17 protein-coding genes and 2 pseudogenes are annotated in these 23,103 nt (G+C 42.0%); 4 read left to right on the top strand and 15 right to left on the bottom strand.

Annotated features, from left to right (window positions below; all coding sequences use genetic code 11):
- From NG22_RS02950 to NG22_RS02925, 7 genes are all read right to left on the bottom strand, one after another.
- Positions 1 to 2,436, bottom strand: a complete 2,436-nt coding sequence (locus tag NG22_RS02950) for a SusC/RagA family TonB-linked outer membrane protein (protein ID WP_216597584.1) — start codon at positions 2,434 to 2,436, stop codon at positions 1 to 3.
- A gap of 2 nt (positions 2,437 to 2,438) precedes the next feature.
- Entirely contained in the window at positions 2,439 to 2,987 is a 549-nt protein-coding gene (locus tag NG22_RS17970; RefSeq protein WP_216597583.1) for a carboxypeptidase-like regulatory domain-containing protein, read from the bottom strand.
- A gap of 237 nt (positions 2,988 to 3,224) precedes the next feature.
- Positions 3,225 to 3,719, bottom strand: a complete 495-nt coding sequence (locus NG22_RS02945) for a YkgJ family cysteine cluster protein (RefSeq protein ID WP_053404335.1) — start codon at positions 3,717 to 3,719, stop codon at positions 3,225 to 3,227.
- A gap of 41 nt (positions 3,720 to 3,760) precedes the next feature.
- Entirely contained in the window at positions 3,761 to 4,513 is a 753-nt protein-coding gene (locus NG22_RS02940; protein ID WP_053404334.1) for an EI24 domain-containing protein, read from the bottom strand.
- Between the two features lie 3 nt (positions 4,514 to 4,516).
- Positions 4,517 to 7,546 carry an ATP-binding cassette domain-containing protein gene (locus NG22_RS02935; protein ID WP_053404333.1) on the bottom strand — a complete coding sequence of 1,010 codons (3,030 nt, stop codon included), beginning with the start codon at positions 7,544 to 7,546 and terminating at the stop codon, positions 4,517 to 4,519.
- Between the two features lie 108 nt (positions 7,547 to 7,654).
- Positions 7,655 to 8,509 carry a hypothetical protein gene (locus NG22_RS02930; protein WP_053404332.1) on the bottom strand — a complete coding sequence of 285 codons (855 nt, stop codon included), beginning with the start codon at positions 8,507 to 8,509 and terminating at the stop codon, positions 7,655 to 7,657.
- A 40-nt stretch (positions 8,510 to 8,549) separates the two neighbouring features.
- Positions 8,550 to 9,086 carry a hypothetical protein gene (locus NG22_RS02925; protein WP_053404331.1) on the bottom strand — a complete coding sequence of 179 codons (537 nt, stop codon included), beginning with the start codon at positions 9,084 to 9,086 and terminating at the stop codon, positions 8,550 to 8,552.
- Positions 9,087 to 9,574: 488 nt separating this feature from the next.
- On the opposite strand from NG22_RS02925, the gene NG22_RS02920 reads away from it, so the two are divergent.
- The 4 genes from NG22_RS02920 (at position 9,575) to NG22_RS02905 (ending at position 14,452) form a co-directional block, all read left to right on the top strand.
- Entirely contained in the window at positions 9,575 to 10,450 is an 876-nt protein-coding gene (locus NG22_RS02920; RefSeq protein ID WP_053404330.1) for a formate/nitrite transporter family protein, read from the top strand.
- A 33-nt stretch (positions 10,451 to 10,483) separates the two neighbouring features.
- Positions 10,484 to 12,736, top strand: coding sequence for a formate C-acetyltransferase (gene pflB, locus NG22_RS02915; RefSeq protein WP_053404329.1), 2,253 nt, complete (start codon positions 10,484 to 10,486; stop codon positions 12,734 to 12,736).
- Positions 12,737 to 12,880: 144 nt separating this feature from the next.
- Positions 12,881 to 13,654 carry a pyruvate formate-lyase-activating protein gene (pflA, locus tag NG22_RS02910; protein WP_053404328.1) on the top strand — a complete coding sequence of 258 codons (774 nt, stop codon included), beginning with the start codon at positions 12,881 to 12,883 and terminating at the stop codon, positions 13,652 to 13,654.
- A gap of 303 nt (positions 13,655 to 13,957) precedes the next feature.
- A complete protein-coding gene (locus tag NG22_RS02905; RefSeq protein ID WP_157600833.1) occupies positions 13,958 to 14,452 on the top strand; it encodes a hypothetical protein in 495 nt (164 codons plus the stop codon).
- On the opposite strand, the pseudogene NG22_RS02900 reads toward NG22_RS02905, so the two are convergent.
- The 8 genes and pseudogenes from NG22_RS02900 to NG22_RS02865 form a co-directional block, all read right to left on the bottom strand.
- Positions 14,449 to 14,799, bottom strand: a pseudogene (locus tag NG22_RS02900) (GNAT family N-acetyltransferase); the annotation flags it as partial. The gene NG22_RS02905 and the pseudogene NG22_RS02900 sit on opposite strands and share 4 nt — an antisense overlap.
- A 172-nt stretch (positions 14,800 to 14,971) precedes the next feature.
- Positions 14,972 to 15,697, bottom strand: a complete 726-nt coding sequence (bshB1, locus tag NG22_RS02895) for a bacillithiol biosynthesis deacetylase BshB1 (RefSeq protein WP_053404325.1) — start codon at positions 15,695 to 15,697, stop codon at positions 14,972 to 14,974.
- A 7-nt stretch (positions 15,698 to 15,704) separates the two neighbouring features.
- Positions 15,705 to 16,718 (bottom strand): M23 family metallopeptidase, encoded by a 1,014-nt coding sequence (locus tag NG22_RS02890; RefSeq protein ID WP_053404324.1) that lies wholly within the window; start codon positions 16,716 to 16,718, stop codon positions 15,705 to 15,707.
- Positions 16,719 to 16,744: 26 nt separating this feature from the next.
- Positions 16,745 to 17,698 (bottom strand): thioredoxin-disulfide reductase, encoded by a 954-nt coding sequence (gene trxB, locus NG22_RS02885; RefSeq protein WP_053404323.1) that lies wholly within the window; start codon positions 17,696 to 17,698, stop codon positions 16,745 to 16,747.
- A 134-nt stretch (positions 17,699 to 17,832) separates the two neighbouring features.
- Entirely contained in the window at positions 17,833 to 18,696 is an 864-nt protein-coding gene (locus NG22_RS02880) for an RNA polymerase sigma factor RpoD/SigA (protein WP_053404322.1), read from the bottom strand.
- A gap of 183 nt (positions 18,697 to 18,879) precedes the next feature.
- A pseudogene (pnp, locus tag NG22_RS02875) lies at positions 18,880 to 21,101 on the bottom strand (polyribonucleotide nucleotidyltransferase).
- 243 nt (positions 21,102 to 21,344) lie between these two features.
- Positions 21,345 to 21,620: a 30S ribosomal protein S15 gene (gene rpsO, locus NG22_RS02870; RefSeq protein ID WP_053404321.1), complete on the bottom strand. Its 276-nt coding sequence runs from the start codon at positions 21,618 to 21,620 to the stop codon at positions 21,345 to 21,347.
- Between the two features lie 120 nt (positions 21,621 to 21,740).
- Positions 21,741 to 23,072 (bottom strand): LptF/LptG family permease, encoded by a 1,332-nt coding sequence (locus NG22_RS02865; RefSeq protein ID WP_367379216.1) that lies wholly within the window; start codon positions 23,070 to 23,072, stop codon positions 21,741 to 21,743.
- Between the last annotated feature and the right edge of the window lie 31 nt (positions 23,073 to 23,103).

The following is a 23,103-nucleotide window of genomic DNA, read 5'->3' as shown; positions in this document are numbered from 1 at the left end:
TTAGAATCCCAAATTCACTCCCAACATAAAGGTTCTCGGTCTTGGATAAACTTCGTTATCAATCCCGTCAAAAACCTCAGGATCAAGACCATCATACCCTGTAATAACAAACACGTTGTTGACGGTTCCGTAAACCCGGGCTCTCCACTTTCCTCCGAAAATATTATTAAAATTATATCCGATCATAATGTTGTCTAATCGGAAATAAGAAGCATCTTCCACATAATAGTCTGAGAAATATTGAGGAGTCACAAAATTGGTTTCATAAATATTGGTCGTGACATTACCGGTAAACTGCCCGTTGGTCTGCAATTTGTTGTAAAAGGCACCATCAGAATTCACATTATTATAAACGTAGTTGCCAAAGCTGGCCCGACCAGAAGCACTGAAATCCCAATTCTTGTAAGTCACTTTGGTATTTACTCCCATCAATACATCCGGTGCGGAGTTTTTATATCTATATTTATCATCATCATTAATGATACCATTCCCGTCCCGATCCACATAGGCATTTTCTATTGGATTTCCATTTTCATCATATATTTGCTCCCAAACAAAGAAGGAAAAGGCTGGATATCCTACAGAGTGAATTTGAATATTATTACCGGTACCTCCGGCTATTCCTCCAGTCGGCACCCCTTTATAGGACGGATCATCCACCTGGGTCAGCTTGGTAATTTCATTCACATTATAGGTGAAATTAATGCCGGCACTCCAGAACCAGTCCTGATTTTGAATAATATTGGCATCAAAAGAGAACTCAATACCACGGTTTTCCAGGCTACCCACATTGGTCAGCAGCTCATTACTTAAATTCGAACCTGCAGGAATCGGAATGGTGTTCAACAAATCATCAGTAGTTCTAAGGTATAGATCCAAACTACCGGTGAAGCGATCATCCTTAAATCCATAGTCAATACCTACGTTCCAGGTAGTAGTAGTTTCCCATTTTAAGTCAGCATCGAAACCTTCTGGACGAAGCGTAGACACGAAGATCGGACTACCATCCGGGTTATAGCCAATCGCCTGGGCGGTTTCTTGCCCACGAGTGTAGATTCCTAAATAACCATAGTCCTCCCCAATATCCTGCTGACCGGTTATACCGTATCCCGCTCTGATTTTCGCAGTAGACAAGGTTCCACTTCCGCCCATAAAGCTTTCCTGATCTATATTCCAGCTAAAGGCAAGGGATGGGAAAACTCCCTCACGGTTCCCCTCCGCAAATCTCGAGGAATTATCATTCCGCAGCGTAGCCGTCAGTAAATAACGGTTTTTCAAATTCAAATTTAAACGGCCAAAGAAGGAGACCAGAAAGTTCTCTGAGCGTTGAATCAGTTCCGGATTACGAATGGTTCCGTTACCAAAAACGTCCGTTTCAATCTTTTCATTCCAGAAATGCTGCCAGGAATATCCAGCCATCAAATCAAAATTCAAATCCGGCCCTTCAAACTTGTGAACATACTGTAAATAAAAATCCAGCAATTCATTTCGTTTCTTCTCATCATAGCGCTTGTTGGCACCTCCATTTTGGAAAGCTCCTAAATCAAAAGCCGCCTGTGGATCAATAATCACATTCCCTCCTCCTTTCGAACGGTCAGTTCCCAGATTCAGATTGGCTCTTAACTCCGGTAGGAAATGGAACTTATAATCCAGTTGGATATTACCAATAAAACGATTAACAGTGGATTTATCTAGCTTTTGTTCCAAAAGCGCCAAGGGATTTCCAGGGGCTATATTAATCGGAAGACCGGTCGAGCCTGCCCAGGCAAAGTAACCGCCATAAGGAGCAAAACGTTCCGGATCCCTTACCACCTGCGTAGGGTCAAATCCTATTGCACCGTTCAAAGAACCGGTATCTGCAAAGCGGTTTTCAATATTCATCCCTTTGGCACTGATGTTTACGGCCAGATGATCATCAAAAAACTTAGGATTCAGATTGATATTACCCGTCCAACGTTTCAATTGGGAAGTTTTCAATATACCATCATTCAAAGAATACCCAACAGAGGCACGATAAGGAAGGAATTCTGCAATTTCTCCTCCAACTGAAACATTATGATCCGTTGCCACAGAGGTTCTCAGGATTTCATCCTGCCAATCGGTATTGGCATCTCCCAACAAATCCAACACAGCCGGATTGGTCGTTTCGAATCGAGTATTCATCAATTCCCGATACTGATTGGAATTTAGGCTTTCAATGGTTTTGGGAACCGTATTCACCGAAAAAGTACCGTTATAATCTAGTGAAATCCCACCTGAAGTCCCTTTTTTAGTGGTAATCATGATCACCCCATTTGAAGCACGCGAACCATAGATGGCGGTAGCGGAGGCATCTTTCAATACCGTAAAGGTCTCGATATCATTCGGATTAATGGTATTCAGGGAATTGGCCATCCCGGCGATCTCATTATTATCAATGGGCACTCCGTCAATCACAATCAAAGGATCATTGGAAGCCGAAAGAGAGGATCCCCCCGAATACGTATAGTGGAATTGGCTCCGGGCGCACCTCCGGAGTTCGTAATTTGCACCCCGGGAACTTTACCGTTCAACAACTCCTGAGGGGAGTTAAGGGATCCCTGGTTAAAGTCCGAAGCTGAAATGGCTTTTACCGAGCCGGTAAGATCTTCTTTTTTGGCAGAACCATAACCAATTACCACCACTTCCGACAACTCCTCCACGGAAGTGGCCATAGAAATATTCATGGTGGTCTGACTACCGACTTGTTGTTCTGTATCCTGATACCCGACAAAGGAAAATAGCAAAATGGCATCAGGTCCGCTGACGCTCATACTGTAATTTCCATCAAAATCGGTGATGGTACCATTGGCGGTACCTTTCTCGACAATATTGACCCCGGGAATGGGTTGCTGATCATCCCCAGAGATTACTTTTCCGGTAATGGCTTGCTGGGCAAAAGTAGTAAATGCTCCCAGCATCAACCCTAAGGTTATCAGCCATCCCCTCCACAGATAATTTTTGGTCATAACGGTTAATTAGTTTGTGAAATTCCGGTATCTGACCACCACTTTTTTTGCTTGAAATCCTGATAATCAATCTTAAAAATCAAACAAAAAAAGGGTGATTTTCTACACCACTAACCATTAAACCAAGCACTTAATTAATCGTTCGGCACTGTGGAAAAAAACAAGGGGGTCTTTATGATTTAATAAAAATCTTAATCTGTTTTACTGAAATAATCCTATTATTTTTTAGAATTGTATTTATATCTTTTCTTCAATTATTTTAAAAACACTTAAAACTGCCGGACAAACCAAGGTATTTCTTACGGTCAGATTTACAATCTGTCTCATTTTTTTTCGGTCGGTATGGGGGTACTCTCTACAAGCCGTTGGGCGGGACTCATACGCGATACAGGTATTATCCGCCGCAAGAAAAGGACATGGCGCCTCATTCAACACGTAATCTCCCTCGCTGTCCAAATGCAGATAAGCATCTATGAATTCGGGCACCTTCATTTTAAAAGCCTTGGCCATCCGCTGAATATCCCCCTGTTTAAATATGGGGCTGGTAGTTTTACAACAGTTGGCACAAGTCAAACAATCCATTGCTTCAAAAACCTGATCATGGGCCGCATGAAATAAACCGTCCAGGGCTCTGGGCTTAACTTTACGTAATTTCTTTGCGATTTCTTTATTATGAGCCAACCGACTGTCCGCTTCCTCTTTAAAACTTTTTAAATCTAACTCCTCCTGCATGGGTGCAAATTAGGAAAATTTTCAGGGATAATAAATAGGGATTAACGGAACAGAAAGCGATCATTGGCACTATATGCCCCTGCTACCAGGGCTAACATGGGCATAAAAGTAATCCCGAGCACCGGCACTAATAAACCTAAAATCATTGGGAGCCCATTTCCTATGGCTAAACCAGGATGTTTCTTTACTTCTTCCAGAGAATCTTTTACAGGCACTGAATGAAATTCATTTCGAAGATCTAACATCGAAAAACCCCAAAAGTAGCTTTCCACTCCTAACAATAAAATGGAATAAATAGGGAAGCCGAAAGGAAAAATAAATGAAGCTACAAAAATAAGAAGAGAGAAAGACAACTCTAAAAACAGGTTGCGTCCGGCTATTCGAACGCCCCGAATAGCATCCGAAAAAACGATCTTTAGGCTGTTCTTCTTTTTTTTGCCGGTAATTCTGGACTGCACTACCTCCGAAACATAGGAGAAAAAGGGGGACAGTAAAATCAGCAAAAAATAGCGGTTTATTTTCAGGTAAAATAATAATAGTAATAGTTTCACCACGATGTGAAAGAGACCTTCCAAAAATTTCATGAAGCCGGAGGACGCTTTATCCGGAAAGTAAGCCGCTAAAAATAACCACATATTGTCCACCATCTCATTCCCACCCCAAACGAAGAGTAAAAATAGAAGAATAGCCAGAAAAAAAGGAATTACAAATATCCACCATAAACCTTGCGCTTTAATGAACTTCCACGCTCTGGGATATTGCCTAACAGAATAAATAATCTCCTCAAAAATCATGGGCTAATGAAATTTAGTCCTAATTCGACTAACAAGCCTATTCAAAACATCCGTATACAAAACACCAATGAGCAATAAGGTGATGACCCATAAAAACAGGGTATTAAAAAGCGGTGTAGGAATATAAAACCCCATGAAATACTTTTTAGGAACATACATGATGGAACGAAAACCAAGTACACCAAATGGACGAGGCGTCATGAATATGGGATTGATTTTCTGCACCAGACCCGATTCAGTCTCCACAATTCTGGCAATACTGCTGGTCGCCTTAACATACCGCGCCAAAGTCGCATTATAATACTGCTTCTTATAAGCCTCAAATAAATTGCGATCCCCCTTCCCCAAAGTCATATGTTCCAGATAGAGCTTCTGCGCTTTCAATGCCTCCTTTTGAACATTGGCATAATAGGAACGCACCCCGTCGATATAACCTTCCACCATTTCAAATTCCGCCAGAACAAGGTCTTCTTTATTTAATACTTTTTGAAGCAGCTCTTCGGGCAAGCCCTCAAATACACTGCTGAGGTACTTTATCTCAATCGCCAAAACTTTCGCCGCCTTTTCCCTGACTTCGCCCTGCAGCACGTAGCTTTTTCTTAAAATATCGTTCAGTTCCTGGGTGTAATAAAGTTGATAATATTCTGCCTCGGCATTTTTTTGTTCAAAATCATAGACCTGCTCCTCATACTCATTATACAAAAATGTGCCCACCATAACGCCTTCAAAAGCCCAGCGAGAAGGCATAATCTCTCCTACCATCGGTACCGCATTTTGATTAGACAACACCGGATTTACCTCATTAAAATCCACGACCACACCACTCAATAAAAGCTGAGGAATAATCAGGATGGGAATACTGATATAGATATTTACTACGGAGTTAAATAAAGTAGAAATAATCAATCCCAGAACATTCGCCAGGCAGGTTATCGAAAAAATGATCAACCAGAAAAAAGCATTGGAAATAGGAATTTCCAAAACCATAATGGAGACCGTTACGAAAAACATAGACTGCACAAAAGAAACCAGGAACAATAAAAGGATCTTCGAACTTAAATAGGCTGATCGGTTCAAATTCAAAAAGGCCTCTCGCTTCAATACAGGCCGATCCTTGAATATCTCCTCCCCACTCTGCACCAATCCCATAAACAGGGCCACAAAAACAGACATAAAAAGGTAAGAAGGAATATTAATATTTTCCCCAAAAGAATAAGACTGTCCTTCAGGGGCATAACGTACCACCATCGCGAGGGCAAAGGCCAAAACAGGGGCTTGCAATAAGGTAATCAGTAAATATTGTTTATTGCGAAATTTTGATAAAACATCTCGTTTTAAGTAAATCCGAGCCTGTTTCAATTTGGAAGGAACGTTCAGATTAATCTTCGGCTTGGCGGAGGATGCCTTGATTTTATCCGCGATCTGATCTTCCAAAAGAAAATTAAAAGGCGAAAAACTCCGCTTCCAATCCATCGGCTCGGTCTCCCGGGTATACTCCGGACGACCATTTTCCCCAACGACTAACTTTTGCTTATCAATTTCCTCAAAAAGATGCTCAACATCCACATTTCCACACTGCACACAAACGGCACCACTGCGGTCCGTATGGTATTTTTTAATTCGCTGAACTGCTAAAATCGGCTGACCATGATAAATCTGACAGCCACCACGATCCAGAATAAGAATACGGTCAAAACTTTTAAAAATCTCAGAGGAAGGCTGATGAATCACCACGAAAACCAATTTTCCGGCTTGTGAGAGCTCTCGCAAAATACGCATGATCCTATCCGAATCTCTGGATGACAAACCTGATGTGGGCTCATCCACAAACAATACCGAAGGTTCCCGCAGCAGCTCCATCGCAATATTCAGTCGCTTCCTTTGCCCACCGGAAATCCCTCCTTCCAGCGGATTACCCACCTGCAAATCCGCAATCTCCAATAAACTGAGCTCCTGCAGCTTATCATGCACTAATGACTGAATCTCACTCTCAGACAAATGAGACAGAGACAGCTTGGCGGAAAAAGTCAGGTTTTCAGATACCGTAAGCTTTTCGATCAAAGCATCTTCCTGCGGTACATAACCAATCACTCCTTTAACCGATTCAGGGTCCTGATGAATATCAACCCCATTAATTTTTATGGTTCCGCCCTCTGGATGTGCTGCATTAGCGAGTGGTTTGCTATTTCCGTTTAAAACATTGACCAAGGTGGTTTTCCCGGCACCGCTGAGCCCCATTATCCCCACCAAAGAACTATGCTTTTCTGTAAAATGAATATCATTTAAGCCCAAATGTCCATTGGGAAAGGCGTAATCAACATGATTCACCTCAAAAAGAAAGGCATCCTCGGTTTGTTGATTGAAAAAGTGCCATACCAAATCGGTATAATACATATCGTCGGAACCTTCCAAACGCAAAAATCCTCCTTTATGCAATGGAATGACCTCATTGGCAGGAACGGGTTTATTATCAAGATATAATTTCCCCTGCCCCAATTGTTTCACGAATAAACCACCCAAAACCGGAACCCGAAGCACACAAATATGCTCCCTCACCTTTCGAAAAGCCCAAAATCGGTAACCCTGCTCCGCTCCTTCCTCATGGATCACCATGACATTTTCCTTCGGCATTTCCAAATAACTGGAAGCGATCGAAAAGCGTTTCATCACCTCAGCTGCTTCCAAAGGAATATCCAGAGACTGGCACACTTCATAATAAATCTCTAGATGGTGATCTCCAGCATTGGCCTTCACTAAAAGAATTTCTGCCAGCAGGGCGATGATCATCAATCGCTCTTTTGAGGAGAATTTTTCCTTAATAGTCATTAAGGTAGACTCCTTGAAAAAGTCTTCATGCAAATAGGGCTGGGAAAGCTCTGCCTCTAAAATAGCGAGGTATTTTTCCGAGGCCACCGAGCCGGACTGGTATTCGGAAAATCTTGCTATAGCAGATCGAACCTCCTCATTGATGCTTTCCGAAGGAAGAATAACGGCGAAGAATCGAATAATCCCTTTCAGGGTTTTCTCATTCATAGTGATTCGGGAAATCTGGAGCTGTAAAAATGAGCGTAAAAAGTAAAGGGAAAAGCAGTGCTTTTCCCAATAAATTCTTGTGGCAAGGCGAAATAACTTAGTGCCTGCTTAACGAATAAAATTATTTCTTACCGCAGATATCTGGCGGAATAAAAGTTTTAAAGATCGGTCGGTAGGCGCCTTCAGGCTTGCCTGACCTTTTGGTAATTCTTTATATTCTAAACGTCCGTAAGAGGTTTTAATTTGCTCTAAAGAATTGCTTAACGCCATCGTCCAATCATCCTTCTCTACCTGATCCAATAACGCCACCAGCTCCGTGATTGCCTCTTCCTGCTCCAACATGACGTGAATCAAATCCGGCACTTCTTTTCCGGTAGGAATTCTATTAATAGTTTCCGAAGAAATATATAAGCCTTCAATAAAGGCACCACCAAGCATTAAAGCAGCCAGCGTCTTGCGATTCGTCTTCACGAAGTAAGCATCTGCATTACCGATGGCATCGTTGACAATATTAGAAAGAGAATCTTTCGACCCCATATTCTTCTCAAAGCGATTGATCATATTATAATCCAGGGCGGAGGAGAAACCAATGCTCTCCGTCATCTTCACCGAGGCATTCATATATTTCAAAGCCTCATTGGAGCGATCATACAAGGAAAGGTAGGCCACATCCACAGCATAAATGCCCAAATTAATGGCCGCCTTAGTCGTGGAAGAGGTATATTCTGTAGACTTATTAATATCATTAATCAAATCCTGCTGGTAATCCACTCCGGTCTTTTTAATCATTTCCGGAATAACGGATGGCGCAGGAATGGCCTCAGCTATCGTCGCCAAACGCTGAGCTTCTGTCTTTTCCACGCCTACGTTGGCCAATTTGTCTTTTTTTGCGGACTCGCAGGAAAACAAACCTATCGAGCCGGCGGTCAGTACCAGCAAAATGTTTTTATATACTGCTTTCATTTCAGTTTTCGTTGGGTGTTTTCAATCTTTAGCTCAAGCCTTATTGTGGATTAAAAATATACATCGCACGTATTTTGTCATTATCAAGGCCAAAGGCAACGCCTTTATTATAGTAAAATACATTGTTTAAATTGCTGTGAAGTGCCGCTGGCCCTTTAACACCTTCAGCATAATGTCCGTCCAGGATTTGAGCATCCTGAAAAAATTTCACGCCATCATCTGTTTGAATGTCTTCACAAAGGATTTTATTATAATCCGGAAAACTACTCAACTGGATCATCACTACCTTTTCATCTTTCACAAACACCTTTTCTACAGGCAGGGTCATAATAAAAACGTAATCCAAACAATAATCAAAATCAATCTTGGTCTCCGGCAATGATTTTGGATTAGCCCTAACGGAGGCGATTAGGTAATCATCATAACTGATTTTTTTTCCCTCAAAGCCCAACACCCAGGTAACATCATCTACCGTCATCCCCAGTGTTAACTCGCCCACACCTTTTCCAGGCGATACCGTCTGCCCAAGGGCAAATTGCCCAATCAGTAATAAACAGAGCGTTGTTAAGAATCTCATACGCTTTACTATGGTTGAATATTAGGTTAATTACTATAGTTGGTAAATATAGTTAAAAAATTAAATGATTAACTGATTATACAACAAAATGAACACACATTATTGTTTTTAAAAGAAAAAAAATCATTTAATAATGATAAAATGCGCTTGATCATTTTTTGACCCTCTTTTTCACGATAGCGAATCATAATTTTTCCGCATAATCAAAAAGCCTCACAATGCTAACTGCGAATTTTCGCTAAAAACGAAAGGAAATTTTTTTATGGCATAATGATTGCACTTGCAACAATGGAAGTACAAAAAGGGGGATTGAGGCACAAAAACGCGTTTCCTCTTAGTACACGCACTTTAGTTGGATAAAAATCTTGTTTCAAGATGACAATAGTCATGTTTTAAAACAATTTAAGCCCGCACATTTGTAGTGTAATCAAACAGCGAAAAGAAACCTAACAAACATTTCAATTAGCGAAAATTCACTAAATTTTAAAATGTCAGTATTAAAACCAAAAGATATCGCTAAAGTATTCAGCGACTCCGCATTTGATAAAAATGGACATTCCACAGCAAGGCTGTTAGTGTTATCCATTTTAGGAGGCGCATTTATCGCTTTAGGTTTCATGTTAGCTATTTTGGTTGCGGGAGGTTCCCCTGAACTTGCAGCTAATAATCCGGGATTAAAAAGTTTTATCCTGGGCGCAACATTCCCTATCGGATTCATCATGTGTGTGATTGGGGGTGGAGAAATTTTCACCAGTGCATGCGCTGCCATGCCTATGCCTTTATTAAGAAAACAAACAGGCATTGGACCAGTACTAAGAGTATGGGGCTTAGTTTACGCCGGAAATTTCATCGGCGGATTAATGACCGCCTGGTTATTTACTCAGCAAACCGGTATTTTCCCGGAAGGAAGCGCTGCTTTACATACGCTTATTCACATTGCAGAACATAAAGTTGGAATTCTACCAGAACAAGCGGATGAAGCGCATTTTTGGGTTACCTTTGTAAAAGGCATGGGCGCCAACTGGATGGTATGTATGGCAGCCTGGATGGCCTACTCTGCTAAAGATACTTTTGGTAAAGTTATTGCAATATGGATACCGGTAATGACTTTCGTAGCCTTTGGTTTTGAGCACTGTGTAGCGAATATGTATGTAATTCCAGCCGCGATTTTGCAGGGCGCACATATTAGCTGGACACAGTTTATTACTGATAATTTAATAGCGGCAACGCTAGGAAATATAGTGGGAGGTTTTCTTTTTGTTGGATTAGCCTATTGGTTTATTTATCTTAAAAAAGAAGACGAGAAGTTAGACCACAAACAGTTCTCAGCAGTTAATCCTGAAGGAGAATTAATTAAGAAATAAAGTATATCCCTTAAATATCAAATTCCTTTAAAAATGGCAGAAGTTAAAGAGCTTGGCTTTGTAGAAGGTACTTGGGTGAATGAAATCAACCCAAAGAACTTCGTTGAATTGAACATCACTCCTTATGAAGGAGATGCATCTTTCCTTGCAGGCCCAACAGAGGCGACCACTAAATTGTGGGAAGCTTGTATGGTGGCAATGAAAGAAGAGCGTGCGAAAGATGGTTGTCGCGACATCGACACTGATACTATCTCTTCTGCAACAAGTCACAAAGCAGGCTACATCGTTGAAGGTTTGGAAACTATCGTAGGTTTACAAACTGACGAATTGTTGAAGCGTGCAATGAAGCCTTACGGAGGTTACCGTGTAGTAGAAAACGCTGTTAAAGAACGTGGAATGGAAGTTAACCCTTCTGTTACTAATGTTTTCAACTACGTAAAAGACCACAACAATGCGGTATTCTCGGTTTACGACAAAGAGATCCGTACTTTCCGTTCTAAAGGAATTTTGACTGGTCTTCCTGATAACTATGCACGTGGTCGTATCATTGGTGACTACCGTCGTTTAGCACTTTACGGTACTAAGCAATTGATCGCTGCAAAAACTGCTGACTTCAACAACATTAAAGTTGAATTCGGTGACATCAAAGATCAAATCCGTCTACGCGAAGAAATCAACATGCAGATTTCTGCATTGAAAGACATCGAGGTAATGGCTGGATTCTACGGTCTTGACGTAACTGAGCCAGCGAAAAACGCTCAGGAAGCAGTACAGTGGGTATACTTCGCATATTTGGCTGCCGTAAAAGAGCAAGATGGTGCAGCGATGTCATTGGGTAACGTTTCTTCTTTCCTTGATATCTACATCGAGGCAGAATTGAAAGCAGGTACTTTGACTGAATCACAAGCTCAGGAGTTCATCGACCACTTCGTAATGAAGTTGCGTATGGTACGTCACTTGCGTCCAGGCGCTTACGATGAGATCTTCGGTGGTGACCCAACTTGGGTAACGGAAGCGATTGGTGGTCAATTCAATGACGGTCGTACCAAAGTAACGAAAACTTCTTTCCGTTTCTTGCAGACCCTTTACAACTTGGGTGCATCTCCAGAGCCAAACTTGACTGTGCTTTGGTCTGAGGCTTTACCTCAAGGTTTCAAAGAATTCTGTGCTCAGGTTTCTATCGATACTTCTTCTGTACAGTACGAAAATGATGACTTGATGCGTCCAAACCGTGGTTCTGATGACTATGGTATCGCATGTTGTGTATCTCAGCAGTCTATCGGTAAGCGTATTCAGTTCTTCGGTGCTCGTACTAACTTGCCTAAGACATTGTTGTTGGCATTGAACAGTGGTCGTGAGGAAAAAGACGGTGTTACTTGTATTGAGGGTATCGCTCCACTTACTTCCGATGTATTGAACTATGACGAAGTAATGGATCGCTTCAAAAAGGCGATGGATGAAGTTGCTCGTGTTTACGCGAAGTCGATGAACATGATCCACTACATGCACGATCATTATTACTACGAAAAATCACAGTTTGCTTTCTTGGATACCAACCCAGGTATCGATATGGCTTACGGTGCTGCTGGTATCTCTATCATCGCTGACTCCTTGTCTGCAATCAAATTTGGTAAGACTACTGCCATCCGTAACGAGCAAGGTTTGGCTGTTGATTTCAAAACTGAAGGAGAATATCCTGAGTACGGTAACGATGACGATCGCGTAGATAGCATCGCACAAGAAATCACGCACTACTTCTTCAACGAATTGAAGAAACATGCTACTTACCGCAACGCGGTTCCTACCATGTCTTTGTTGACCATTACTTCTAACGTAATGTACGGTAAGAAAACCGGTGCTACTCCTGACGGACGTAAAGCAGGTGAGTCTTTTGCTCCGGGTGCTAACCCAATGCACGGCCGTGACAGAAATGGTGCGGTTGCTTCATTGAACTCAGTAGCGAAATTGGACTACAACGATGCACAGGATGGTATCTCCAATACTTTCTCTATCGTTCCTAAGGCTTTGGGTGCTGATCGCGGTGATCAAATCACTAACTTGGTGAACATGATGGACGGTTACTTCAATGGTGAAACTGAAGCTGATATGGCACACCACCTGAACGTAAACGTATTGAACCGTGATACTTTGATGGATGCTTACGAAAATCCTGAGAACTATCCACAGTTGACGATCCGTGTTTCTGGTTACGCTGTAAACTTCGTTCGTTTGTCTAAAGCACACCAGTTGGAAGTTATCGCTCGTACTTTCCACGAGTCTATGTAATCATATTCTTTTTAATTGACCTCAGTCAATTTTGAAGATTAGCAATATTCAAAAAGGCGTTCGATCTTCCGGGCGCCTTTTTTATTTCCATTCGCAATCCGTATATTCTCCGCGATCAACAGAACTCAAATTATTCCACAAACTATGCTAGCCGCTCAAGACGCAACAGCCCTCAATCAACAAGACCCCCATAAATTAAGAATTCACTCCCTCGAAACCTTCGGAACGCACGATGGTCCGGGCATTCGCTTCGTAATATTTGTCCAAGGTTGCCAATTCAGATGCCTGTATTGCCAAAACCCGGACACACTCGATGTGAATGGTGGCAAATTCGAGGAGATGAGTGAACTTTTGCGTCGGGCCAAAAACATGCGTTCTTACTTTGCAAAAACTGGTGGGGTTACAGTATCTGGTGGAGAACCACTATTACAGAGAGGGAAACTATTAACTTTCTTCAAAATGCTGCATGAAGAAGGCATCAATACCTGTTTAGATACCAACGGGCGTTTGTTGGACCAACAAACCAAAGACTTATTGGAAGAAACAGATTTGATCATGCTGGATGTAAAGCATTTTGATGATGAATGGCACAAAAAACTCACCGGCCTAAGTAATAATACCACCCTTAAGCTTGCCGCTTATCGGGAAGAAACCGGTAAGCCCATGTGGTTACGATATGTATTGGTACCAGGCTGGTCCGATCAGCCGGAGCATATTGAAGCACTTGGTCAACATTTCAAAGACTACCAAACCATTGAGAAAATCGAACTTATTCCTTACCACAAATTAGGGGTAAATAAGTGGGAAGTTCTGAACATGGAATATGAATTAAAGGATGTGGAACCTCCAACCCAGGAAAGCATTGAAGAAGCTGCTGAAATTCTTAGAAAATATTTCAAAGAAGTGAAAATAAAATAGTTACAGGGCTGTCAGGTTGACAGCCTTTTTTATTTTCAAAAAAAGAAGATCCCTATTTCAAACTAATTACTTAAAACCAATTATAAATTGATATAATTTAAATTACACCAAGCGGACTTCTCCTGAAAAATCTTTACCTTAAGCGCAGCTTGAGACAATCAGGGACTTTCTTTGTTTTCCCAGTAAGCTGACGATAGTATTATGAGAATCCTACTGACGATAATTCTTATTAACCTTTGCTCCCTAAATAACTCTTGGGCACAAAGTGAAAATGCCTCAAAAATTCAGATAACCTTCAAGAATTTGAGGAACCTTCCTTATCAGGGAGATATTTACTTTGAAGATCTACGAAGTCATGAAATTTTCGTGATGACTACAGATAATCGAGGTGTTATTAATGGAGAACTGCCCAAAGGGGGGCATTATTGGATCTCTACCCCCTCTACTTCGAAAATTGAAAAAATAACGGTACCAGATGTTGCTAATCAGCGTTATTACACTTCAGTGGTACTTCCATTTTACTTGGATGGTCAATTGATGCCTTCGCCCAATAATTCCGTACTTAAATTGACACTATACACTATTAATAATCAAAAAGCAGCGAATCAGGAGATTATTCTAAAGGAGCAGCAATCCGGTAAAGCCCGCAAGATGACCACGGATGATAATGGAAAGCTGAACACCCTAATCCCCAAAGGTAAAGTCTTTGACGTATACACCTTGGATGAAAAGAAATTAGGAATCGTAGATGCAAGAAAATTGGAGATCATTCAAATATCCATGCCTAATTACAATTAACTTAATGTGAAAAGGTGGACTTTCTTGCCACTTTCTTTATATGCATATTTAAATTGAGCTTTCATTTTTCGGGCTATGTTCAATGACCGTTGATGATCTTCTCGAATACGAAGCACCAAATTAGGTACTCCTCTTTCCCGGGCCCAATTTTGACAGGCCAGAGCAGACTCTAAAGCATAGCCCTGCCCCCATTGACTTTCTAAAAACCGAAAGCTCAAATCGGCATATTGCTCCATTGGATGGTATTTTAAACCCACCCAACCAATAGGGACCAGCGACTCCCTCAACACCATCGACCATCGACCAAATCCATATTTTGTATAATGATCATAAATGGAAATGAATCTCTCCGCCTCCTCTTATTAGACAAAGGGACGGTCACCGGTGCTGGCCAAAACCGCTGGATTAAGGTTCCGTTGATATAAAGATGCAACATCCTGCCTATCCCACTATCGATAAAAACAGCGATCCGATTGAAATAAAAAATCAGGCATTAAAAAAGACCGGAAATCCGGTCTTTTAACTTAAGTCAAATATATTCTTTACCCCAATCAACTTTATAGTGGTAAATCCCTCCGCATATTGCACCCCAATATGCTGCCCAAATTCACGCCCTCTGGCATTGATAAAATCGATGAATCCGGGGGTGGAAATAAAGGTTTGAGGTCCTTCATCACTGCCCGCAGCACCAGTATGAAATTGGGAAGAAAATGCCCGAATAGCCGCTACCTTCTTTTCCCAAAAATCAGAACAATCCACTACAAAATCGGGCTGAATATAATTACTCTGGATATACTGGTATAAATTTTTCGGCCTCCATGCTTCTTGCTTTTCTCCATCCAGTGTGGTTTCAATCTTTGGTAATCCAGCCAAGAAACAAGCCGTTTTAGCTAATTCCCCACCTTTCCCATGGTCAGGATGCCTGTCAGACTGCGCATTGCACAAAACAATTTCTGGCCGATATTTTCTGATCACTTTCACCACCTCCAATTGGTGCTGCCGATCATTTTGAAAGAACCCATCCTCAAAAGCCAGGTTCTCACGTACAGACAAACCCATGATCTTAGCCGAAGCTACCGCCTCCTGATCCCTAAGTTCAGCAGAACCACGCGTACCTAATTCACCACGTGTCAGATCCACTATGCCGACCTTATAACCTTGAGCGATGTGAGATAAAATTGTCCCGGAACAAGAAAGCTCCGCATCGTCAGGATGCGCAGCCAATACTAATATATCTAATTTCATAAAAAATTTATCTTACCCGAATTACCTTACCGACACGGAGCACTGTATTTCGGCTCATCCCATTTAGCCTGCAAATCTTATTAATAGAAGTATGATACCTTCTTGCAATATGGGATAAAGTATCCCCACTACGAATTCGGTGGTGAACTACCTTTCTAACCTCTTTCAAATAGGCAAAAGTTTCCGGATTCAAACTCAAAACTTCCTCTTTTAAAGGAATACTTTTGTCTTCAAAATCAAAAAACTCTTCCGGATTAATCGCCATCCCCTTATAGCGTACTTCTATATGCAAATGCGAACCGGTACTTCGCCCCGTGTTTCCCCCCTTCCCAATTAATTCACCTGCTTTAACCTCCTGCCCAACTTTTACTAAAATCTTCGAAAGATGACCATATAAAGTCTCCAACCCATTGGAATGGCGCACGACCACATAATAGCCGTAACCGCGACGGTCATAGCGAGCCATACGTACCACACCATCAAAAACGGTTAATACACTATCGCCGGTTTGCAATTTAAGATCCGTTCCATAATGCCAACGATATCTTCTCATGCCAAAACCTGAAGTAATGTAAGTATCCTTGGCCAAAGGAGACACATAAGCGTGTTTATCATCGAACAACGGTAAATCCAAAGTGTCCTTAAATTTGGTACCATCTACCTGATAAGGATTTAGGTTTACTGTTGACCATTCCGAATAATAATCCTGGCTCTCCAAAAAGAAACAAGGGATATCCAAGGTGCCTATATTCGTTCTACAACTATCATCATAGTCAAAAACAGATCGTGGAGGACGCACCATTTCCGCTATTTCTAATGAATCAAAAACGAAATTAAAATCGTCAATGGCCTCACTTTCCTTTAAATAAGCCTCTTCCATACTGTATTCCAATAATGAATCTGGAACAAAGTATACTTCGGATGGTGTTTTCTGTTTTTTTAACCTAAAAAAATCCCAGAAAGACTTCTTTTGGGATTTTTGCGCCATCGCCGGAATACTCACGACGATGGCCAAAATCATAATTAAATAATGTTTTTTCACGCTACTTATTCAGCTGTCATTTCCATTTCTTTGGCGGCTAAGAAACGTTCAGCATCCAGGGCTGCCATACATCCTGTTCCTGCAGCAGTGATGGCCTGACGATAAACATTGTCTTGCGCATCTCCGGCTGCAAATACCCCTTCCACATTGGTTTTGGATGTGCCGGCTTCCGTTTGGATATAGCCGCTCTCATCCATATTAACATATTTAGAAAAGATATCGGTATTCGGTTTATGACCAATGGCAACAAAAAATCCTGAAACCTCAATTTCATATTTCTCCTTCGTTACATTATTGATCAATCGAGCTGCATTCACGCCGCTCTCATCTCCCAGAATTTCATCTGTAGAAGTATTCCACAAAACCTCGATATTCTCCGTTTGATCAACACGCGCCTGCATAATTTTTGAAGCACGCATTTCATCACGACGAACAATCAAGTAAACCTTATTGGCCAATTTGGAAAGATAAGTCGCTTCTTCTGCAGCGGTATCACCACCACCTACTACCGCAACGTCTTTGCCACGATAGAAGAAACCATCACATACTGCACAGGCAGAAACTCCTCTTCCATTATATTCATCCTCTGAAGGAAGCCCCAACCACTTTGCAGAAGCACCAGTAGAGATAATCACCGACTTAGCAGTTACCTCGTGAGCCTCATCGATCACTACTTTATGAGGGTAAGAAGAGAAATCCACTGAAGTGGCAATACCGGTACGAATGTCTGTTCCGAAACGCTGCGCCTGACTTTGGAAATCCATCATCATAGAAGGACCATTAATTCCTTCAGGATAACCTGGGAAGTTTTCCACATCATTAGTGATCGTCAACTGACCACCAGGCTGAATTCCCTGATACAATACTGGCTTTAAACCAGCACGCGAAGCATAAATGGCTGCAGTATAACCCGCAGGACCAGAACCAATGATTAATACGTCAACAGATTCGGTTGTCATTTTATTTTTTTGTTTTATAGTATTCTATTGCTTAAAAGCGCTTTTTCTTGTAAAAAACGAACAATAATAGCTCCAAAGTTACAAAAAAAAGGTCTCTACTGAGACCTTTTAATGATGAAATAATCAATATTCTATTAGCCCAAATAAGGCTTAAGTGCTTTAGAACGTGAAGTATGACGTAAACGGCGAATCGCCTTCTCTTTGATCTGGCGCACACGCTCACGAGTAAGATTAAATTTCTCCCCGATCTCTTCCAAAGTCATGGCCTGCTCTCCATTCAGTCCAAAATAAAGCGAAATCACATCTGCCTCACGTTGAGTAAGGGTAGAAAGCGCACGCTGCACCTCACGACGTAATGAATCACTGATCAATTCTGAATCCGGCGTTTCCTCTGTATCATTTTCCAATACATCCAACAAACTGTTTTCCTCTCCCTGAACGAAAGGAGCATCTACAGACACATGGCGACCGGAAATTTTCAAAGTATCCACCACCTCAGAAGTATTTACATCCAATACCTCTGCCAATTCTTCCGGAGATGGCTCACGCTCAAAGCGCTGCTCCAACTCTGAGAAAGTCTTGGAGATTTTATTCAAAGACCCTACACGGTTCAATGGCAAACGAACAATACGAGACTGCTCTGCCAAAGCTTGTAGGATGGACTGACGAATCCACCAAACCGCATAAGAGATAAATTTAAAACCACGAGTTTCATCAAAACGCTGAGCGGCCTTGATCAAACCAAGGTTACCCTCATTGATCAAATCACCCAAGGACAAACCCTGATTTTGATACTGCTTGGCTACAGAAACTACGAATCGAAGGTTAGCTTTAGTCAATTTCTCCAAAGCCATTTGGTCTCCTTCGCGGATTCTCTTTGCTAGCGTTACCTCTTCTTCTGGAGTTAGTAGGTCAACTTTACCAATTTCCTGAAGATATTTATCAAGGGACTGGCTTTCCCTGTTAGTGATCTGTTTACTGATCTTAAGTTGTCTCATCCGTAATTAAGCGTTTACTGAAATCCGAGGTTAACGAAATATGCCTTCAGGCAGAAGTGCATCATTTATTATACGACAAAAGAAAAAGCGGGTTTCAAGGTGTAATCAATTTTCCTACTTTTTATTTCGTCAACCTCTTAACAAACTACAAATATCGAACCAATATTCCTGAAAATCAGGAAATTAAGAATCTCTTCTTCGGTCACGATTATCGCGTCCACCACGACGATCGCCACGGTCACCACGATTTCCTCTGTCTTGACGAGGAGGGCGTTCCTGATATCCTTCAGGCTTTTCTAGCAATACTTTGCGAGAAAGACGATATTTTCCAGTGCGCTTGTCGATTTCGATCAATTTCACCTGAATCTGCTCGCCTACTTCAATTACACCTTCCATGCTTTCCAGACGCTCCCACTTCACTTCAGAAATGTGCAACAATCCTTCTTTACCAGGCATAAATTCAACGAAAGCACCAAAAGCAGTGATTGATTTCACTTTACCTTCGTATACTTCGCCCTCTTCCGGCATCGCTACAATACCTTTCACCCAAGCCACGGCTTTATCCATGGTATCTTGAGAAGCGGCAAAGATATTCACCAATCCACCAGCTTCTACTTCTTCGATCACGATAGTAGCACCGGTTTCTTTTTGAATCTCCTGAACAATCTTTCCACCAGGCCCGATTACCGCACCGATCATATCACGAGCGATTTTCAAACTTACCGTTCTTGGCGTATGCGGCTTCATCTCTCCGCGAGGAGTAGCGATGGTCTTCTTCATCTCATTCAAGATATGAAGACGGCCGTCACGCGCTTGCATCAATGCCTGCTCCAATACTTCATAAGAAAGACCCTCTACTTTGATGTCCATTTGACAAGCAGTGATACCATCTTCCGTACCGGTTACTTTGAAGTCCATATCTCCCAAGTGATCCTCATCACCCAAGATATCCGTCAATACGACATGGCGATCTGTTTCTACATCAGAGATCATCCCCATTGCAACACCTGATACAGGGGCTTTAATCGGCACACCAGCATCCATCATAGAAAGACACCCACCACATACGGTCGCCATAGACGAGGAACCATTTGATTCCAAAATATCAGAAACGATACGGATGGTGTATGGATTTTCTTCATGAGATGGCAATACCTGCTTCAATGCACGCAATGCCAAATTACCATGTCCTACCTCACGACGTCCAGGTCCACGGTTAGGCTTTGCCTCACCAGTAGAAAAACCCGGGAAGTTGTAGTGCAGGATGAAACGATTCGTTCCCTGATGCATCGCACCATCAATCATTTGCTCATCCAGCTTTGTACCTAAAGTTGTTGTACACAATGATTGCGTTTCCCCACGGGTAAATACCGCGGAACCATGTGCTGAAGGCAAGTAATCAATTTCTGACCAGATTGGGCGAACCTGCTCTGGCTGACGACCATCCAAACGGATTTTTTCGTCCAACACTAAATTACGAGACGCTTTTTTATTGATTTTACCGAAGTAAGTACTCACTAAACCTAGATCTACTTCCGTATCCTCACCAAGAGACTCGATATATTCTTCTTTTACTTTCGCAAAAGCAGCAGAGCGCTCTTTTTTATTACTAATCAATTGTTTAGCAACTGCGTATACTTTATCGTACAATTGCTCAAACATTTCTTTCTCTAACTCTTCGTCATGTGTTTCGTGAGAGTACTCACGCTTTTCAGTGTTACCGGTTTCTTCGGTCAACTCGATCTGAATTTTACACATTTCTTTGATGGAGGCATGCGCTACTTTCAAAGCCTCCAGCATATCCTGCTCAGAAACTTCTTTCATCTCACCCTCTACCATCATGATATTCTCCATCGTAGCCGCTACGATCAAGTCCAAATCAGCCTCCGCCATTTGTGCAGGAGTTGGATTCACCACAAACTCCCCGTTCACACGCGCTACACGTGCTTCCGCTACCGGCTCAGCAAAAGGAATATCCGAAACAGCGATCGCTGCTGAAGCTGCGAAACAAGCCAAAGCATCCGGCAAGGCAGTCTCATCTGCAGAAATCAAGGAAACCATTACCTGAGTTTCAGCATGATAATCTCCAGGAAACAATGGACGCAATGCACGGTCAATCAAACGGCTCACCAATACTTCATGATCGGAAAGCTTACCCTCACGCTTCAAGAAGCCCCAGGGATACGCCCGGCAGAAGCAAATTTTTCTTGATAGTCTACCGACAATGGCAAAAAGTCTACACCTTCACGAGCATCTTTCGATGAAACCACTGTGGCCAACAACATGGTATCTCCCATGCGAACAACAACGGATCCATCGGCTTGCTTAGCCAATTTACCGGTTTCCACGCTGATGGTTCTGCCATCAGGTAGCGATAAGGTTTTGTTAATTACGTTTGGATACATATTAATATTTTATAAATCGAATCTTTCTAAAAACTATATTCGAGGCAAAAAAGATAACCCCTTTCGTCCAGCATTTACCCCACCAGACGCATCCGCTCAAAACTTGGGTTATGTCACTTCCAAAATTTCTCTTAATCTTTAAGCATCACCTCGAAAAAGGTTTCAACTATCCAAATAAGGGGGAGGTATTCTTAGCAAAAAAAGGGAATCCTGTGAAATGGATTCCCTTTCAGTATTTTGAAATTATTTTCTAATTCCAAGTTCTGCGATGATCGCACGGTAACGCTCGATATCTTTCTTTGCTAAATAATCCAACAAAGAACGACGCTTACCAACCAATCTTAAAAGACCCAAACGAGTCGAGTGGTCTTTTTTGTTCTGCTTCAAGTGCTCGGTCAAATGGTTGATACGGTACGTGAAAAGCGCGATTTGCGATTCCGCTGATCCTGTATCACCCTTAGATTTCAACCGACCATGATTTTCAAAGATTTCTTGTTTTTTCTCCTTCGCCAAATACATAGCTAGCAAAAATTTAGGATTGATAATAAATTTAAGAAACACAAAGGTAGCAAATTAATCCCCTACTACAAGGTGATGTAAAACATTTTTCCACCTCTGTGGCTGATCATTTAACAAAAATTATTCCGCAATTTCCGATTCAGCTTGTTCTTTTTTCTTTTTTTTGATGAACAACTGCTTCACGCGATCAAACACCACAGCGTAGAAATCGGTATCAAACAGTCGGGCATCGATTCTGGCCTGACGCAGGAAGAACAACCCAAAGGGAAGCAGGACAAAATCCGCTGCCCAGATCCCGGCAAAGGCCGAAACCACGCCTTCTTTCGCCCATTTCTCCCCTGTCATGGAGACGATAAAGTAGAAAATGAAGAAAACGATGGAGATCAGCACCGGAAAACCAATCCCGCCCTTTTTAATAATCGCCCCTAGTGGCGCCCCGATCAGGAACATGATCAGACAAGCCATGGACATGGCAAATTTCTTTTGATATTCGATCTGGAAACCATAACGCGACTTATTGCGGTTCTTAATTTTATTTGCCTGAGACATGATGGTGTTTTTCACATATCTCGATTGACTTAAAGCGGATCGGTACATACGGGCGTTACGCTTTTTCACCAATAGCAGTGAATCCACTTTTGCTTCGGTCAACTTTGCCTCCTCAAAAGAATAATCTGCATAATAATTTGGCGTGATCATCTCTTCCTTCTCCTCTTGCTCGGGCGCCTCGATTTCCTGTTGCGCTAACAACCCTTCCGCATTATCCATAATGGCCGCCACTGAATCCCCACTCACTCCGACTATAGCACCAGCAGCCTTTGCGCCCTCCGATATTTTCTGCAGCTTAGCATCAGAAACCTTCTCCTTATCTTCTTTTCCACTTTTTTGTTTTTCCCAGAATAAGGCCATCATTCCGGTGGTATCGGTTCCGTTCTGCGCCAGAGAATCCAACCTTCGCTCTTCTTTCGCGACTTTTTTAATCAAATTATTTTGACGAATAATCTCCTGTCGCTGCGCATGTTGTTCCGCATATCGGGAAGGCACCTCCACCTGGCCCCTCATATGGTAAGTGAAATAGGAGTTAACCCCATTAAAAAGCTCGTAGCGGAAGGCATCCGCATCCATTTGCAAAGAATCAATATCATGCGTTAACTGGGCCACGTTTTTCATCATCCGGTTACCGGAGAATAAATCCTCTCTGGTTCTTTCCAAATCAAAAGACTGCATGGAGAACACCATTTTGGAGCGAATGAAATTATTCCGCATCAAGGGCGCAATATCATGATAACCCGAACCGGACTGCACCCCATCGGGATTAGACTCTGTATAGGAATTTCCATGATAAAGCTCCATCACCATATAGCGTTCATTATGGATCATGTACATATCCCCGGAATCCGCCAAAATCACTTCCTTATTCCCCTGCCCATCAGCATGATTATAAATGATCATGTCCTTCATGGATTTTCCATTCTCTGAAACC

Source organism: Persicobacter sp. CCB-QB2 (assembly GCF_001274635.1).
Lineage (GTDB): Bacteria > Bacteroidota > Bacteroidia > Cytophagales > Cyclobacteriaceae > Persicobacter > Persicobacter diffluens.
This window is presented reverse-complemented; position numbering and strand designations above follow the sequence as displayed.